At 56.7% G+C, this 14,975-nt stretch carries 10 protein-coding genes, 1 tRNA gene and 1 pseudogene; 3 read left to right on the forward strand and 9 right to left on the reverse strand.

Annotated features, from left to right (window positions below; genetic code table 11):
* Positions 1 to 4: 4 nt before the first annotated feature.
* Genes OX460_RS24170 through OX460_RS24180 form a run of 3 tightly spaced genes read right to left on the reverse strand, consistent with a single transcriptional unit; the run spans position 5 to position 3,543 of the window.
* Positions 5 to 1,060, reverse strand: coding sequence for a hypothetical protein (locus OX460_RS24170; protein WP_289900179.1), 1,056 nt, complete (start codon positions 1,058 to 1,060; stop codon positions 5 to 7).
* Positions 1,047 to 2,477, reverse strand: coding sequence for an MBOAT family O-acyltransferase (locus OX460_RS24175; RefSeq protein WP_289900180.1), 1,431 nt, complete (start codon positions 2,475 to 2,477; stop codon positions 1,047 to 1,049). Before OX460_RS24175 ends, OX460_RS24170 begins: the two co-directional genes overlap by 14 nt.
* A gap of 4 nt (positions 2,478 to 2,481) precedes the next feature.
* The gene (locus OX460_RS24180) at positions 2,482 to 3,543 is read right to left on the reverse strand and encodes a radical SAM protein (RefSeq protein WP_289900181.1); all 1,062 of its coding nucleotides are present in this window, start codon (positions 3,541 to 3,543) and stop codon (positions 2,482 to 2,484) included.
* Positions 3,544 to 4,127: 584 nt separating this feature from the next.
* Here OX460_RS24180 and OX460_RS24185 point away from each other — a divergent pair.
* Positions 4,128 to 4,781 (forward strand): DUF4113 domain-containing protein, encoded by a 654-nt coding sequence (locus OX460_RS24185; protein ID WP_289900182.1) that lies wholly within the window; start codon positions 4,128 to 4,130, stop codon positions 4,779 to 4,781.
* 120 nt (positions 4,782 to 4,901) lie between these two features.
* On the opposite strand, the gene OX460_RS24190 is transcribed toward OX460_RS24185, so the two are convergent.
* The 3 genes from OX460_RS24190 to OX460_RS24200 form a co-directional block, all read right to left on the reverse strand.
* Complete coding sequence (locus tag OX460_RS24190) at positions 4,902 to 6,071, reverse strand: hypothetical protein (protein ID WP_289900183.1); 1,170 nt, start codon at positions 6,069 to 6,071, stop codon at positions 4,902 to 4,904.
* 155 nt (positions 6,072 to 6,226) lie between these two features.
* The gene (locus tag OX460_RS24195; protein ID WP_289900184.1) at positions 6,227 to 6,922 is read right to left on the reverse strand and encodes a site-specific integrase; all 696 of its coding nucleotides are present in this window, start codon (positions 6,920 to 6,922) and stop codon (positions 6,227 to 6,229) included.
* Between the two features lie 449 nt (positions 6,923 to 7,371).
* Positions 7,372 to 7,458, reverse strand: a tRNA-Leu gene (locus OX460_RS24200).
* A 242-nt stretch (positions 7,459 to 7,700) separates the two neighbouring features.
* On the opposite strand from OX460_RS24200, the pseudogene OX460_RS24205 reads away from it, so the two are divergent.
* Positions 7,701 to 7,891: pseudogene (locus tag OX460_RS24205) on the forward strand (SDR family NAD(P)-dependent oxidoreductase); the annotation flags it as partial.
* 90 nt (positions 7,892 to 7,981) lie between these two features.
* Here the strand turns inward: OX460_RS24205 and OX460_RS24210 are convergent.
* Positions 7,982 to 9,298: a hypothetical protein gene (locus OX460_RS24210; protein WP_176376560.1), complete on the reverse strand. Its 1,317-nt coding sequence runs from the start codon at positions 9,296 to 9,298 to the stop codon at positions 7,982 to 7,984.
* A gap of 274 nt (positions 9,299 to 9,572) precedes the next feature.
* The gene (locus OX460_RS24215) at positions 9,573 to 11,936 is read right to left on the reverse strand and encodes a DNA polymerase II (RefSeq protein WP_289900185.1); all 2,364 of its coding nucleotides are present in this window, start codon (positions 11,934 to 11,936) and stop codon (positions 9,573 to 9,575) included.
* Between the two features lie 132 nt (positions 11,937 to 12,068).
* Here OX460_RS24215 and OX460_RS24220 point away from each other — a divergent pair, with 132 nt between their 5' ends.
* Positions 12,069 to 13,748: an AMP-binding protein gene (locus tag OX460_RS24220; RefSeq protein ID WP_289900186.1), complete on the forward strand. Its 1,680-nt coding sequence runs from the start codon at positions 12,069 to 12,071 to the stop codon at positions 13,746 to 13,748.
* Positions 13,749 to 13,823: 75 nt separating this feature from the next.
* Here OX460_RS24220 and OX460_RS24225 read toward each other — a convergent pair whose 3' ends face one another.
* Positions 13,824 to 14,804 (reverse strand): choice-of-anchor A family protein, encoded by a 981-nt coding sequence (locus OX460_RS24225; protein ID WP_289900187.1) that lies wholly within the window; start codon positions 14,802 to 14,804, stop codon positions 13,824 to 13,826.
* Between the last annotated feature and the right edge of the window lie 171 nt (positions 14,805 to 14,975).

Consider the following 14,975-nt stretch of genomic DNA (forward strand, 5'->3'; position numbering starts at 1 on the left):
GGTGTCAGGGGATTTTTGGCCGGATGGAAGAGCGGCCGCTGGCGTCCAGCATAGCGCGTAACAGCTGGTCGCCCAGGCGGTTTGAGAAGTGCGTCTCATCCCAAAACATGGGCATGGAAGGAGAAGCATTGTCAGAGTGATCACTTTCACCGTTGCGCAGCTCATAGTCAAGCAAAGGCACATGGAATTGCGATGCGAGCAAGGTGATCTCCCTTTTCCACTGCGCGGCTTGAGGCACGAGTCCGGCCTGGTGGATACGTGTTTGCCATTTTTCGCTAACAGGCAAAATCAGCAAAATAACTTCTATCTGCCTGGTTTGCGCGAGATGGAAGATGGCCGTCAAATCCCTGATATCGGCGGCATTGTTTGCATGATTTTGACAAGCGCTTGCAATCGTCTTGAAGAGCTGCTTAAAGCGCGACTCATGTGCTTGCGCTCCCCCTGCACGTGTCGCCCCTTTAGCCTGATCGTCATAGTAACGTCCTTGTTTGTCAAAATAGCTGTCGAAGGAGCGCGGAGGGAACAGATTTATTTTCAGCGTTCTTAGGCTGTATATGACGGCATTCTCGGGCGACAGATAATGAAACGGCAAGTCGAGCTCATTTTTTGTCACCGCATTTTCATTTTTCGTTTCGCAGGCATTGGATGTGAGGTAATTGACTTCCAAATACAGCCTTCGAATGCGTGCCTCTTGGCTCAGGGTGAAAAACAGATCCCTGGCTGTTGATAGCGGCAGGGCATCGATGCCAGCCACTTGAACGTTGCCGCCGTATAAGCTGGAGGCGAGTGTTTCGTTGAAACCACGCCGTACCCGGGAAGAACCAAGAATCAGCACGTCAGGCGGGTTCAGCGTGCTGCGCAATACAGCCGCGCTTGTCTGGCTACTGTTAGGAATCTCCAGTCTGATGGTATTGATCTTATGGCTTGACTGGTGCCGCCAGATGGCATAGGGATCGACGATAAAAACGAGTCCGGCAACAAGGAGCGCGAATCCGAGCGCAATGAAAAAAACGCAGGCGAAAAAGCGCGCGATGGGAATGTCTTGATTAAAACCCTGCATATTTGAACTCTTTGACAGCGGACAAATTGATGAGTGCCAGGCACAGCGCGACGGCGACTGCTACCGCCCACGCCAGGCTGGGTTTCCAGGCCAGCGAGCTGGTCGTGGACTTTTTCAGCTGCACGCTCCAGGCGGGGAGTTCTTTCGCCATCAGGTCGATCAGGGAAGGGGCGGACCAGTTAAATGCCACGGCGGCGAGGATGGCGGTGATGCCGAAAAAACCTCCAGGCCAGGCGCTTGCCTGCCCGGCACCCAGCAAGCCGAGCATGACGTGCCTGGCCTCCTGCCAGTCAGGCGTGGCCCACAGGCTGACGGAAAAGCCGATGGCCGCCAGCGTGAAGGTCCTGCCGGCCCAGTGCTGCAGCTTGCCGCCTTTGCGCGACACCAGATTCCAGCGCCGCAAGGCGTGGTTGCCCGTGACGAGCAGCCCTTGATAAATGCCAAAGATCAGCAGCGGAATGGTGGCGCCATGCCAGATGGCGACAGCCATCATCACCACGAACAGGGCTGCGTAATGCCGCCATACCTGGCGTTTTTTTGTCAGGGGCCGATACAGGTAGTCGCGCATGAAGGCACCCAGGGTCACATGCCAGCGGGTCCAGAATTCGACCGGGCTGGACGACTTGAACGGTGCATGGAAATTGACGGGCAAGTGGATGCCGAACATGCGGCTGATGCCCATGGCCATTTCCGAATAGCCGCAAAAATCATAGTACGTTTCAAACAGGAAACCCAGGCAGGCGATCCAGGTCTCGACGAGGCCGATGGGGTCGCCTTGTCCCGCGCGCAGGAAAACGTCGCCTTGCGCGTACAGGAAAATGGGGGAAATGCAGGATTTCTTGAACAGGCCCATGGCAAACAGGGTGAGGCCGACGGCATAGTCGCGCGGCGCTGGATGCAAGGCCGACGACGTGCCCGGCGCGCCCAGGAATTGCGGCAGCATGTCCTTGTGCGACAGCAGGGGGCCGGCAGGCAAGTGGGGAAACCAGGCCACGAAGAGCGCGTATTCGAGCGGATTGGTGCTGCGGGCCTGTCCCCGCGCCGTATCGACCAGGAAGGCGATTTGCGTAAACGTGAAATACGAGATGCCCAGCGGTAAGGCTGGGATCGCCATCCCGGGCACGACAAAGAATTTCGCATACTTGTACGCGGCAAGAAAACATAAATTGCCCGCAATGGCCAGCGCCAGGTAGCGGGTTTTCCCGCGGTTCCTGCCTATCAGGCCGGCGAGCAGCCAATTGGCGCCCATCGACGCACAAAACAGCAGCAGGTTGTGCGCATCGTTGAGGTAATAAAAAGCCAGCGAAATCAGCAGCGGCAGCAGCAGCTTGACATGGCTTGTCGACAGCAAGTGGCGATAGCCATACGCGGACAGGGGCAGGAAGGCGAGGGCAAACCAGTACGAGGTAAAACTCATCGTATTACAGGCGTGCCTTGGCCGAGTTGGTGGCGTTCAAAAACAGCTTGGCCCAGATTTCCCGCACTTCCAGCCATTTGGCGAGCTCTTCCGGTTTTCTGACGGCTTCACGGATACGTGACAGATAGGTCGATTGTCCCATCGCATATGCGCGGCAGTTGCTGCAATCGATATTCGAACTGCAGCACTTGCCCTTGCCCGGTTGATGATCGACATGCACATGCACTTGCTTGGTGACGCGGAAACCGCAGTTCCTGGCGATCTTGGTGACGGGATCGATGTCATAGAGCTTGTCGCCCGTGACCCAGTCGTCATAGTGCAGGGAGTATTGCACCGTTTCCGGATAGGCCAGCATGGCGCGCACAATTTCCTCGCGTGCATGGGCAAAATCGGCTTGCGTCAGGGCCAGGCTTTGCGTGGCACTGCTGATGCGGAAATACGCCTTGTCGTTATCGGCCTTGTTTTCCAGCTTGTCCAGATAGCGGGTGGTGGGGCTGAAATAGCTGAAGGTGAGCGGCAAGCCGTGACTGTTGGCAAGCTCTGCCATGATCATGATCTGATTGATATTCAGGGAGGTAATGGTAAACACGCAAACGGCACGCGGGTCGTCGCGGTAGTTGTTCATCGCCTTGGTCAGCACGTCGCCGGCACGCAATGAACTGCCGATTTCATCGACCCCCCAGGAAGAGATATGGATGCGATAAAAGATATCGTCCGGCAAGCGTATCGTGCCATTGGTAAACACAATGCCATGCGGGATGTATTTTTGGGCCGCACGCAGCCTGTCGGGCACCAGGCTCGGTTCCGCGCCCGCCATGTAGGCCAGCGTGACGCCACGCGCCGCATCGGCGGCAAACAGGGCATCCCATTCGGCAAGCGAACGGCTGTCTTCGTGTCCTTCGTTCTCCTCGCCTTCGAAGAACAGGCAGCCCTCGCAACGCAAATTGCATTTTGACGCCACATCATAGTTGGCCGCCTTGAGGGTTCCCAGCCGCGCATTGAGTTCACGAAAATAGGCGAAGTCATTTTGCTTCGTGGCGGACGCAAGTTCAGAGAGGGAGTTCATAGGCACCGGAAGGTAGGATCGAAAAATTTATGGACATTGAGCATCCCGTACGGCGAGGCATGACGGCAGCTTGCATGCCCAGACGTGAGCCGTAAAGTGGGCGAGGGCCTGAGGCTTTAGTATGCCGCTTGCTCCGGCAAAATGAAATATTGGCTATAAATTAATTTACTTTTGAGCCACATCTTTTTATTGCAATGCAAGATTTTCTTGACAGTATGAAATACTCCATTTTTACCGTTTGCAGGGCCTGCGCGGCCGGTGCTGCGGCGCGTGACTAGCAAGTTGGGTGCACAGGGTGCGCATTTGACACGGAGGGGGCGGTGAAAGTGTGGAAAATCAGGCGAAAAAAAACCACCCGATCCTGAGAATGAGTGGTTGTTTTCTGGTGTTGCGATGTCTGGTGGTGCGGGTGGCAGGAACCGTTCTCCGCATATGCATGCAGGTTTCCGGCGCTTTGGCGTAAATTTGGTGTAATCGAAATTAATTTTTCTCGCGATACGATTGTGCCCACGCGATTACCTCTTTGGCATTGTACAGGGGCTGCGCACGGCCCTTTGATGTCGGCAGGCGGATGGCCTTCGGGAATGAAGGCAGGCAGCATCATGCGGGCACATTTCGGTGCCGTGCTCGAGCGCACGTGCAATGAGCTGCGTGGAATTTCCTGCCTGGAGTTGGAAGAGGTGGCGCCGCCGCGCGAGGAGATTGTGTCGTCGCGCTCCTTCGGCTCCATGGTCATGACGGCGGCCGAGCTGGGCGAATCGATATCCACCTATGCGGCACGCACCGGCGAGAAGCTGCGCGGCCAGCGCTTCCTGTGCGGCGCCGTTCATGTTTTCGTGCAAACGAACCGGTTTCGTGAAAAAGACGAGCAATACAGCAATGGCATTACCATCCCCCTGGAGGAGCCCAGTGCCGATAATCGAATCCTGGCCTGCGCCGCGCTGCACGGCCTGGCCATAATCTTCCGCGATGGGTTCAAGTACAAGAAAGCCGGGATTATGCTGATGGATCTGCAGCGGAATACCCAGCGCCAGGGAGTCTTGTTTGATGCGGCCCTGGATCGTGCACGCTCGGTACGTGCCATGGCCGCGTTAGATGCGCTGAATGAACGGTTCGGACGAGATACTGTGCACCTTGGCTCTGCTGGCCTGGTCAGGCGCTGGGCAATGTTGTTGGAAAACCGCATACCGCGATACACCACCTGCTGGACAGAATTACCGACGGCGCTGGCAAAATAATCGGTTAAGAAGACCTTATGTGATATCGAATAACTTTTATTGGGAAGCTGAAGTGTTGCGGTTAGCAATAAAATTTGAAAGGTGAAATTAAAAAACTATTTTACTTCGCTTGTTGGATTGCTATTGCGGTGTTGTTCGAATAGCGGAAATTCCGTTAAATCGAGGATTTTTATGTGGTGAAAATTGAGAAATGGAAGATAATAAACCATGTGAATCTTTTATGTTGAGTGGAGTGTGAACAACGCCAGCTATCGCCTCAATCCGGCTTGATATCTTATTTCTATTCAAGACATTAATAATTGCCTGTTCAAACAATTCTTTAAACCCTGATTCTAAGCTGGTTGCTCCTATTACTAGCATCCCGGATGTACCTGTTATTTGATTTTTCGCCGATTTTGCTGCCGCTACAATTGAATTCTCCAAGTCCGCCAAGCTAAAATTTTCGTTGGGCCAATATAATGTCTGTGGTGATTTTACTTCAATTGATAATCGACTGTCATGTCCAATGTTTAAATATAGATCAGGCGACTTTCCTTCTGCAGCTTTGGTGTCAGTGAATCCCACTTGGTTTCCGACATCCTCTAAATAGCTGGCGGAAATTAGCATTGTAATGAGGTGATGAAATTCCGAACTTATTGCTATAACTATTGATTCGAATAAAGGATGATGCTTCCAGCGACTTATTGCATGGCGATATTGTTGGATATATAGGAGTGCCACATAATCTGCATTGTGTGATGGAAAATCTTGCTCCTCAAAACATGAGCGACAATGCACAATTGCCCATGCAAGTGGAGAATTTAAGTAGCGGATGTTTCCGCTTTTGCGTGCCCTTAGAGTTCGGACATATTTTGTTTCAAACTCATTGTTTGTATAGACATTTAATTCAGTAACTAGACTATCAAAAAAAACAGTTGACAGTATAATTTTTTCGTCATCTGCCTTTTTTGAGTTTGTTATTGCATGAATTCTTGCAATCTCTTGATCGCAAGTCATTGTTACCCCGCCAGTTATCTTAACAGTACTTTTGATGAGGTATTTCCCATCCGAACCTACGGTGATCAAATTTAACGGCATTACTTCGTTATCTGGCCAACTTGGTGTTCTAGTGATAAATTTGCATGAATAACATTCAAGGTCTACTGCAACGATAGACCTGGGAGAAAATTTTTTCCCAAGTACATTCTCACAGTTGGCACACTTAAAATCTTCGTCCCCACTACCTTCAAAAATCGGCTGCTGGCTTCCTTGAACAAAACATGGATAGGCTTCGAGATCTTGGCTGTTCATTAGTTGAGAATATTAAGTATGGAAAAATAAATAAAAAGCCAAGAGTGTTTTAATGGCTCTAGCTGACGTTAAAGGATTTTATTCCATTTTTTTTAGAGATGCTAGAAGTATAGACCTTTATGTTGTAAATTTATTACTGTACGTAATAAGTGAATTTATAGCTTCTCTGCTATTTCGGCTGCCGTTTCGTTGTAGTACACCTGGAGTTGGCGAATGTTCTTATGTCCTACCATCCTAGCCAGTTCAAGAATATTCAATTTTTTGGAAAGCCTTGTAATAGCTTCGTGCCTAGAGTCGTGAAAGGTAAGGCCTTTGATGCCGGCTCGAGTAACTGCTTTCCGAAAAAGGACATCTCGGCTCTCATTGGAGACGTTGAAGTAGGGGGTATTGCCTGCTGGAGAAGGAAGTTCACCGATGATTTCGAGGGTGCGTTTTGAAAGTGGTACGTCGCGCTTGCTATCGTTTTTCGTGCGTGGCAAATGCGCCACTGAGCCAGTGATACGCTCGGGAGTGAGGCTGAGAATTTCTCCCGACCGCATGCCAGTTTCAATCGCGAACAAAAAAGCTGCTGCAACGACCCCAGATAGATTTGTGATCTGGCCATCATAGGCAAGGGCTAAACATATCCTGTCAATTTCATCTTGACTGATGAGACGATCCCGCGGTGGTGGGTCCTTCGGTCGGCGAATATCCGCAGTGGGACTCTTTGCAGCCCAATTCCATTCGCGGCGCGCGGTCGTGCAAACATGTGAGATCAAGTTGAGGTCGCGATTGACCGTTGAGCCCAATACTGTTTGAAGCCGCATTTCGCGCCATTGCCCCAGGATGTCCGGGGTAATTTCCGCAACCAAATAGTCGCCCAGTTTCTTGTCGGCGACAATGTGCTTTGCGATTGCGAAAAGCCGGATGGTTTCCCATCGCGCCCCTTTCTTGTGGGCCGAGACCTCATCGCGGTACTGTTCAAATGCCTGTAGGCAGGTTTTGCCTGCGACGATGCCGGCAGCATCGCCGCAGCGCAGTTGTGCTTCCCGTTCGGCCGCTCATGCAACGGCTTCTGCCTTAGTACTGAATGTCTCTGATTTCCGGGTACCGAGCGCGGCGATTTCTGCGCGCCAGCCACCTGATTTTTTCTGAATGATGCAATGATCTCGCCACTTTGGCGTAATCAAGGCGTAAATTTGGCGTAACGCCTATCAGTTTTTATTGGGGGTAATCGGAATGATCAGGTAAGAAAAAAGCCACTAAATCCTTGATTGTATTGGATTTAATGGCTTTATCGGTACTACTTTGATGTGTTCTGTGGTGCCGGGAGCCGGAATCGAACCGGCACGCTGTTTCCAGCGCGGGATTTTGAGTCCCGTGCGTCTACCTATTCCGCCATCCCGGCAACGCGAGACGCATTATCACTGATTTGTCACAATCTGGCAAGTTTTATGCTTGGCGGGTGTTTTGCACAAGTATGGAGAGTCCTTGGAGGCGCCGATTCCAGCGCAAGAAGCGGCGTGCCGCGCCTGGCTTGCCGGCCTATCTTTCCCTTTTAAGCACTTGAAGGGGAATCAAATGTTGCAACTGGAAAACAAGGTCGCCATCATCACGTGAGCCAGCTCGGATATCGGGCATGCGGCGGCGCGTGGCGGCGGCTCGCTGATCTTTACCTCGACCTTCGTCGGCCAAACGCTGGGTATGTCCGGCATGGCGCGTATGCGGCCAGCAAGGCGGGCGTGATCGGCTTGACGAAGGCCCTGGCATCCGATGCATCGAGCTTTACCACCGGCACGGCCCTGCTGGCCGATGGCGGCGTGTCCATCGTGCGCGCATAACGATCCTGTAGCGCATGGCGGCCGTAGAAACGCCGACGGCCCGGGGATGAGCCGGGCCGTCGGTGTCTGGCAGCTTGCGCTACATCAAGCTCAGTTGTGAACCGAGTTCAGCTGGCGCGCGATGATGTCGTGGTTCAGCCAGACGACGGGCGCTTGCGGCTCCGACATGGCGTGGAACATCAGCGGGCCCGTGCCTTCCAGGACCAGCGAGCTCAGGTGGTCGGTGATCAGTTCCTTGCGGTCCTTGTGCAGCTTGGTGATGTCGTCCGAGGTACCGATCATGACGTCGGCCAGCTCTGGCGTGTTGTCCATCGGCCAGGCGGCGAAGTTGCGGAATTGCACGCTGGTGGCGTCGCCATTGTAGGCGGCGATACGGTCGAGCAAGTCTTGCAGCGAAACGCCGTCTTCCAGCAAGCCCTGGCAGATTTTCCATTGCTCTTCGGCCCAGGCTGCGCCGCCTTCTTTTTTCAGCGCGTCGAGCAGGGGGAACAGCGACAGTTCCACGCCGACGAAAATGTCGGACGAATTCGTGCGGATTTCCGGGCAATTGAAGACGGTCGCCTTGATGCCTTTTTCCCACGCGGCCTTGGCCACGTTTTCCAGGCGCATCTTGGCCAGGCCTTGCGTGTAGTTGCTGTACGTTTGCCACTGGTACTTGCCGTCGATCAAGATCTCCGTGCCGTGGTAGCCGTAGGCGCTGTAGCGCACCTGGCCGCCCGTTTGCTCGATGCGGGCGCGGATGGCGGCGCTGCCGTCGATCAGGTGTTGCAGGGTGTTGGCCGTGACTTCGTCGAAGTTCATCAGGATCAGCTTGCCCAGGTCGCTGTCGAGCAGGGCGCGCGAGGACATGAAGCGCTCGCCGCGGCCTTTGTAGATGCGGTTGGCGATGGCCAGGAAGACTTTGACTTTCGGAATGCCGCCGGCCATGGTGTGGGCGAAATACACATTGCTGCCGTCAGGAATCAGGCTGTCCAGCTCGGCCATGGCTTTCGCCACGGAAGCGCTGAAGCGGGCGATGCCGGCTTCGCGGCAGCGTTCGATCTGTGCCCAGTCCAGCTTGTCTTCTTGCCAGCTTTTCAGGGTCATGTCGGCCAGCAGGGCCGTCGGGGTCGGTTCGCCGGCAGGCGCGTCCAGGTCGAAACCGGCCATCAGCGGCACATTGATGATGCGGCCGCCCAGGTTGGCTTCCGCTTCGGCCAGCTCTTCCGCGTTCAGCGGGCGCAGCGCCATGTTTTCATCGCGGCGGCCGACCGTCATGCCGACGATATTCATGCCCGCCTTGCGCGCTTCGTCCAGCAAGCCATTCACATAGCCGCGGCCGAACAGCTCGCCGAACAGCACAAAGGTGTCGCCCTTGCGGAAGATATTTTTTTGCGGGATGTCTCTTAAGGACGTGATCTCGGTCATGGTATCAATTCATTCAAAAATTAGCGGGGCAGACGGCTAAACGCGCTGCCCGCTGGTTCAACATAGTGTGAAATTATGCGCCATTTCAGCGTGGAAAATCCTGTTGCGAACGATTCTCGTCTGGAATGGCATCTTCTTCTTCGTGCAGTTCTTATTCTTTCGCCATGGCGTATTTTACGCTGCCGCGGCGCACAGCGCCTGTTGGGCAGGGGCAGATAAGCCCGGCAGGCGCCGATATTACCTCAGCTTTGTCATGCTGGTCAGTAAAATTGATCTAAAACAAATCCTGCTGGCCGGACACGAGGCGCGAAAAATCATCGCCCAGGAAGGGCAATATCGCGTCGGCTACCGGCTGCAGCTGGCGCGTCAGGTAATGGTGGTAGTCGATGGGCGAGCGTTGCGTTTCCAGCGGTTCCGGCCCCGCCACCGTGATCACATAGCTGATCCAGCCGCCGTTCTGGTACTGCAGCGGCCGGCCCTGCGCCAGGTTGTAGGCGTCGGCCGTGCGCGCCGCGCGCACGTGGGGCGGCACGTTGCGCTGGTAATCGTCGAGCGGGCGGCGCAGGCGCTTACGGTAGACCAATAAAGCATCGAATTCGCCGCGCACCGTGCGCGCCACGTAGTCGCGCACATAGTCCTGGTAGGCGTCGCGCTGGAAGATGCGCAGGTACAAGGCTTGCTGGAATTGCTGCGCCAGCGGCGTCCAGTCGCTGCGCACGGTTTCCAGGCCCTTGTAGACCATCTGCTCGCTGCCGTCGGGCTTGCCCACCAGGCCTGCGTAGCGCTTCTTGCTGCCTTCCTCCGAGCCGCGGATGGTGGGCATCAGGAAACGCCGGTAATGCGTCTCGAATTCCAGTTCCAGCGCATTTTCCAGGCCGAATTCCTCGCGCAGATGCTGGTCCCACCAGGCGTTCACATGCGTCACCAGGGCGCGGCCGATCTTGCCCGCCTCTTCATCCGTATGTGCCGTTTTCAGCCACACGAAGGTGGAATCCGTGTCGCCGTAGATCACCTGATAACCCTGTTCCGTGATCAGTTCCCGCGTGCGGTGCATGATGTCGTGGCCGCGCAGGGTGATCGACGAAGCGAGGCGCGGGTCGAAGAAGCGGCAGCCGCTGGAGCCCAGCACGCCGTAAAACGCGTTCATGATGATTTTCAAGGCTTGCGACAGCGGCGCGTTGCGCTCGCGCTTGGCTATCTCGCGGCCCTGCCACACCTGTTTCACGATGGCGGGCAGGCAATGTTTCACACGCGAAAATTGCGCGCCCCGGTAGCCGGGCACGGTGTCGGCCTCATCGCCGCTGGTGCCCACCACCAGGCCGACGGGATCGATGAGGAAAGTGCGGATGATGGACGGGTACAGGCTTTTGTAGTCGAGCACGAGCACGGAATCGTACAGGCCCGACTGCGAATCCATGACGAAGCCGCCGGGGCTGTTTTCGCCGGAAATATCGCCCAGGTTGGGCGCCACGTAACCCTGCCGGTGCATCAGCGGCAAGTACAAATGTTCGAAGGCGGCCACGGAGCCGCCGCTGCGGTCGGCCGCCAGGCCCGTCACGCTGGCCCGTTCCAGCAAGAAGGTCAGCAGCTCGGTCTTGGCGAAGATGCGCGTGACCAGCTCGCAATCCTTGAGGTTGTAGCGCGCCAGCGCCGGCTTGTCTTCGCGGAAACGCCGGTCGATCTCGGCCATGCGCTGGTAGGGATTGTCGATGGACTTGCCTTCGCCCAACAAGGTCTGCGCCACGTTTTCCAGGCTGAACGAGGAAAAGTTCCACGTCGCCGATTTTAACGCTTCGATGCCGTCGATGATCAGCCGGCCCGCGGCGGCCGCAAAGTAATGCTCCTGCTTGCCGCCATGTTCGCGCCATTCCATCACGGCGCCGCCCCGTCCCAGCTTCAACGGGACTTGATAACGCTCAGCATGTTGCCTGAGCACGCGCAAGTCGAACTGCACCAGGTTCCAGCCGATGATGGCGTCCGGATCGTGGCGCTCCATCCACGTGTTCAGGCGTTCGAGGATCTGTGCGCGTGAGTCGCAGTATTCGAGGTCGAAGTCGCGTTCCCCGTCGACGCCATTTGGCGGCCCCAGCATGTAGACCTGGCGCTGGCCGCAGCCTTCCAGGGCCAGCGAATACAGCTCGCCGTGGGCCGTCGTCTCGATGTCGAGCGACACCAGTTTTAATGCGGGACGGTAGCCGGGCGCCGGTTTCAGCTGCACTTCCTGCAGTGTTTCTCCGCTGAATGTCACCGGCGCCGTAATAAAGCGCTCCATCAGATAGCGCTCGGGCGGGCGGATGTCCGCTTCATACACATCGATGCCGTGTGCGCGCAGTTGCTTTTCCAGCTTCAGCAAATGCCGGTATTGCTTGCAGTACAGTCCCAGCACGGGGCGATGGTGGAAATCGCACAGCGACAGGGGACGCAGCTCCGCGTGGCGCTCGCCGCGCAGCAGCTGTTGCGCCTGTTCCTGTTGCTCCATGGGAAGGAAGGCGACGGCCGTCTGCACGGGCAGGCGCACGTGGCGGGGCCCGGCATCCGTTGCCAGCCAGAAATCGACCTCCGTGCCGGCGGGCGTGTCGCGCCAGTGGCGGGTCAGGATGAAGCCCTGTTCGGGCGGGTGCTGCGTGTTGCCTGTCATGGTGCCGTGAATGTCGGGTGTGCTGGCCTGCACATTACAGCAAGCCGGTGCAGGACGGGGGCGGTTGCGGCTATAATTTTTGTAGTCGATGACCATAAGAAGAGCGCGTCGCGCCATTACCCTGGAGACAGCATGCAAGCAATGAGTTATGTACACGGCGCCCACGAGACGCCGTTGATCGGCGAAACGATAGGCGCTTACCTGGACGGCATCGCCGCCCGCTACGGCCAGCACGACGCCCTGATCGTGGCGCACCAGAACGTGCGCTGGACGTATCTGGAATTCCAGCAGCGCGTGCACCGCCTGGCCGCCGGCTTGCTGAAGCTGGGCTTGCAGCCGGGCGACCGGGTCGGCATCTGGTCGCAGAACTGCGCCGAATGGGTGCTGACGCAGTTTGCCACGGCGAAAGCCGGCTTGATCATGGTCAACATCAATCCCGCCTACCGGCGTTCGGAACTCGAATACGTGCTCGACAAGGTGCAATGCAGCGCGCTGATCCTGTCGCCCAGCTTCAAGTCCAGCGATTACCTGGCCATCGTGCAAGACGTGGTGCCGGAAATCGCCCGTTCCCGCGCGGGCGCCCTGCAGTCGCCGCGCTTGCCGCAATTGCGCCACGTCATCCGCCTGGGCGCGGCCGCCACCCCCGGCATGCACAACTTCGATGCCTTGATGGACGGCATTACCGACGCCGACCTGGCGCACCTGGAAGAAGTGAGCGCTACCTTGCAGTTTGACGACGCCGTCAACATTCAGTTCACGTCCGGCACCACGGGCGCGCCGAAGGGCGCCACCTTGACGCACCACAATATCCTGAACAACGGTTTCTTCATCGGCGAAGCCATGCGCCTGACGCAACAGGATCGCTTGTGCATTCCCGTGCCCCTGTACCACTGCTTCGGCATGGTGCTGGGCAACCTGGCCTGCGTCACGCATGGCGCAGCCATGGTGTTTCCCGGCGAAGGTTTCGACCCGAAAGCCGTGCTGGACACCGTGCAGGCCGAGCGCTGCACGGGCTTGCACGGCGTGCCGACCATGTTCATCGCCATCCTCGACCATCCTGATTTCAAGCAATACGACCTGTCGAATTTGCGCACTGGCATCATGGCCGGTTCGCCGTGCCCGATGGAAGTCATGACGCGGGTCATCGAATTGATGCACATGGCGGAAATCACGATTGCGTATGGCATGACGGAAACGTCGCCCGTCAGTTTCCAGACGGCGATCGAGGATCCGCGCGAAATGCGCGTGTCGTCCATCGGCAGGGTCCATCCGCACCTGGAAGTGAAAATCGTCGATGCGGAAGGGCGCATCGTGCCGCGCGGCGAAAAGGGCGAATTGCTCACGCGCGGCTATTCCGTGATGCAGGGCTACTGGGGCGATCCTGAAAAAACCAGTGAGGCCATCGATGCGGCGCGCTGGATGCACACGGGCGACCTGGCCGTGATCGACGCCAACGGCTTTTGCAGCATCGTCGGCCGCTCGAAAGATATGGTGATACGCGGCGGCGAAAACATCTATCCGCGCGAAGTCGAGGAATTCCTGTACCGCCACCCGAGCGTGCTCGACGTGCAATGCGTGGGCGTGCCGGATGCCAAGTACGGTGAAGAGTTATGCGCCTGCATCATCTTGCGTCCGGGCACGCAGGCCACCAGCGACGACATCCGCGCCTTTTGCGACGGGCAGATCGCCTATTACAAGATTCCCCGCTATGTACGCTTCGTCGAGGAATTCCCCATGACGGTGACAGGCAAGATCCAGAAATACCTGTTGCGCAAGCAGGTGGCGACGGACCTGGGGCTGAGCGGGGACTAAGTCTTTCGCCAGCGCATAAAAAAACACCGGGACGCTCGCGCGGCCCGGTGTTTTTTTATGGATTCAGCGTAAAGCTCAGGCCATCGCGGCTTGCGGTGCGCGCGCTGGCGTGCGGCGGCGCACGAAGGCCAGCAAGCCCAGGCCGGCCAGCAGCATGGCGTAGGTGCCTGGTTCCGGCACGGCCGAGACGTTCACCGTGTTGAAGCCGGCGCCGTTCATCGAGACGTGGCCATAATTGATCGAGCTGACCGAATTGGCGACCAGGGTGCCGTTCATGCTGCCCGAACCGGAAAACGCGGCGTTCGGCGCCAGGATGCTGCCGTTGATGCCGACGTTGTTCAGGCTGGTGGTGGTGGCATTGGCGAAGTTCAGCAGCGTACGGTCGGCGAAGCTGCCGAAATTGTCGAAGCCGCCGCTCATGGTGATGTTGGTGGCGGTGCCGTTGATGATGATGCTGGCCGTGCTTTTCAGCGACGAGACGTCCAGGCTCAGGTTATGCAGGTCGTTTGCATTGATCGTGAAGACGTTGACGTCGGCGTTGATGTCGCCTACCAGCTTGAAGCCGCCGTATTGCGAAATCACGGTGCCGTTCGATTGCAGCTTGGCCACATCGCCCGACAGGGTCGTCAGTTGCTGCTGGGCAGCTGCGAAGTCCAGGGTGGAAGCATTGCCCTTGCTGAAGGTGCCCGTTGGGTACCACGATGGCGCCGTCACGGTGCCGTTGGCATTGCTCACGCCATATACGCCCGTACCGTTGATGCTGCCGCCGCCGATGTTCAGGTTGTTACCGGCGACCAGCGTGTTGGCGGCGCTGCCCGGCTTCTTGTTCGTGCCGACGCTGTAGCCTTCCAGATAGATATTGCCGCCGGCGGCCAGGCTGCCGCTGACGCTGGTAAAGCCGCTGGCGTTGCTGCTGCCGATGTTGCCGAAAATGAAGGCCGAGTAGCCGTTGGCGACGCCGAGGTCAATCACGGTGGCCTGGGCCGAGGTGCTGAAGGAGAAGGCAAACAGGGCGGCGCTGATGAGCGGCAAGGTACGTGTGGCAAATTTTTTCATGGACAGCCTTATGGTGAATTGGGGGACGAATAGGGCGGGAAAGCAAGACACCGCCATCGCGCAAGCCATCATTATAATATAAAAAGCAATTCTAGTTCAATTTAGGTAATTAAGTATATTTAAAAGCAACACTTTTGCTGTCGGCAGTGATTGGCTTGCGGACATAAAAAA

The organism is Janthinobacterium sp. SUN033 (genome assembly GCF_030397595.1).
In the GTDB taxonomy this organism is placed as follows: domain Bacteria; phylum Pseudomonadota; class Gammaproteobacteria; order Burkholderiales; family Burkholderiaceae_D; genus Janthinobacterium; species Janthinobacterium kumbetense.

What these genes read in the sequence shown, in the direction of transcription:
- OX460_RS24180 (WP_289900181.1), bottom strand. Translation starts at nt 3,543, where the DNA reads ATGAACTCCCTCTCTGAACTTGCGTCCGCCACGAAGCAAAATGACTTC.
- OX460_RS24170 (WP_289900179.1), bottom strand. Translation starts at nt 1,060, where the DNA reads ATGCAGGGTTTTAATCAAGACATTCCCATCGCGCGCTTTTTCGCCTGC.
- OX460_RS24185 (WP_289900182.1), top strand. Translation starts at nt 4,128, where the DNA reads ATGAAGGCAGGCAGCATCATGCGGGCACATTTCGGTGCCGTGCTCGAG.
- OX460_RS24225 (WP_289900187.1), bottom strand. Translation starts at nt 14,804, where the DNA reads ATGAAAAAATTTGCCACACGTACCTTGCCGCTCATCAGCGCCGCCCTG.
- OX460_RS24210 (WP_176376560.1), bottom strand. Translation starts at nt 9,298, where the DNA reads ATGACCGAGATCACGTCCTTAAGAGACATCCCGCAAAAAAATATCTTC.
- OX460_RS24215 (WP_289900185.1), bottom strand. Translation starts at nt 11,936, where the DNA reads ATGACAGGCAACACGCAGCACCCGCCCGAACAGGGCTTCATCCTGACC.
- OX460_RS24175 (WP_289900180.1), bottom strand. Translation starts at nt 2,477, where the DNA reads ATGAGTTTTACCTCGTACTGGTTTGCCCTCGCCTTCCTGCCCCTGTCC.
- OX460_RS24190 (WP_289900183.1), bottom strand. Translation starts at nt 6,071, where the DNA reads ATGAACAGCCAAGATCTCGAAGCCTATCCATGTTTTGTTCAAGGAAGC.
- OX460_RS24220 (WP_289900186.1), top strand. Translation starts at nt 12,069, where the DNA reads ATGCAAGCAATGAGTTATGTACACGGCGCCCACGAGACGCCGTTGATC.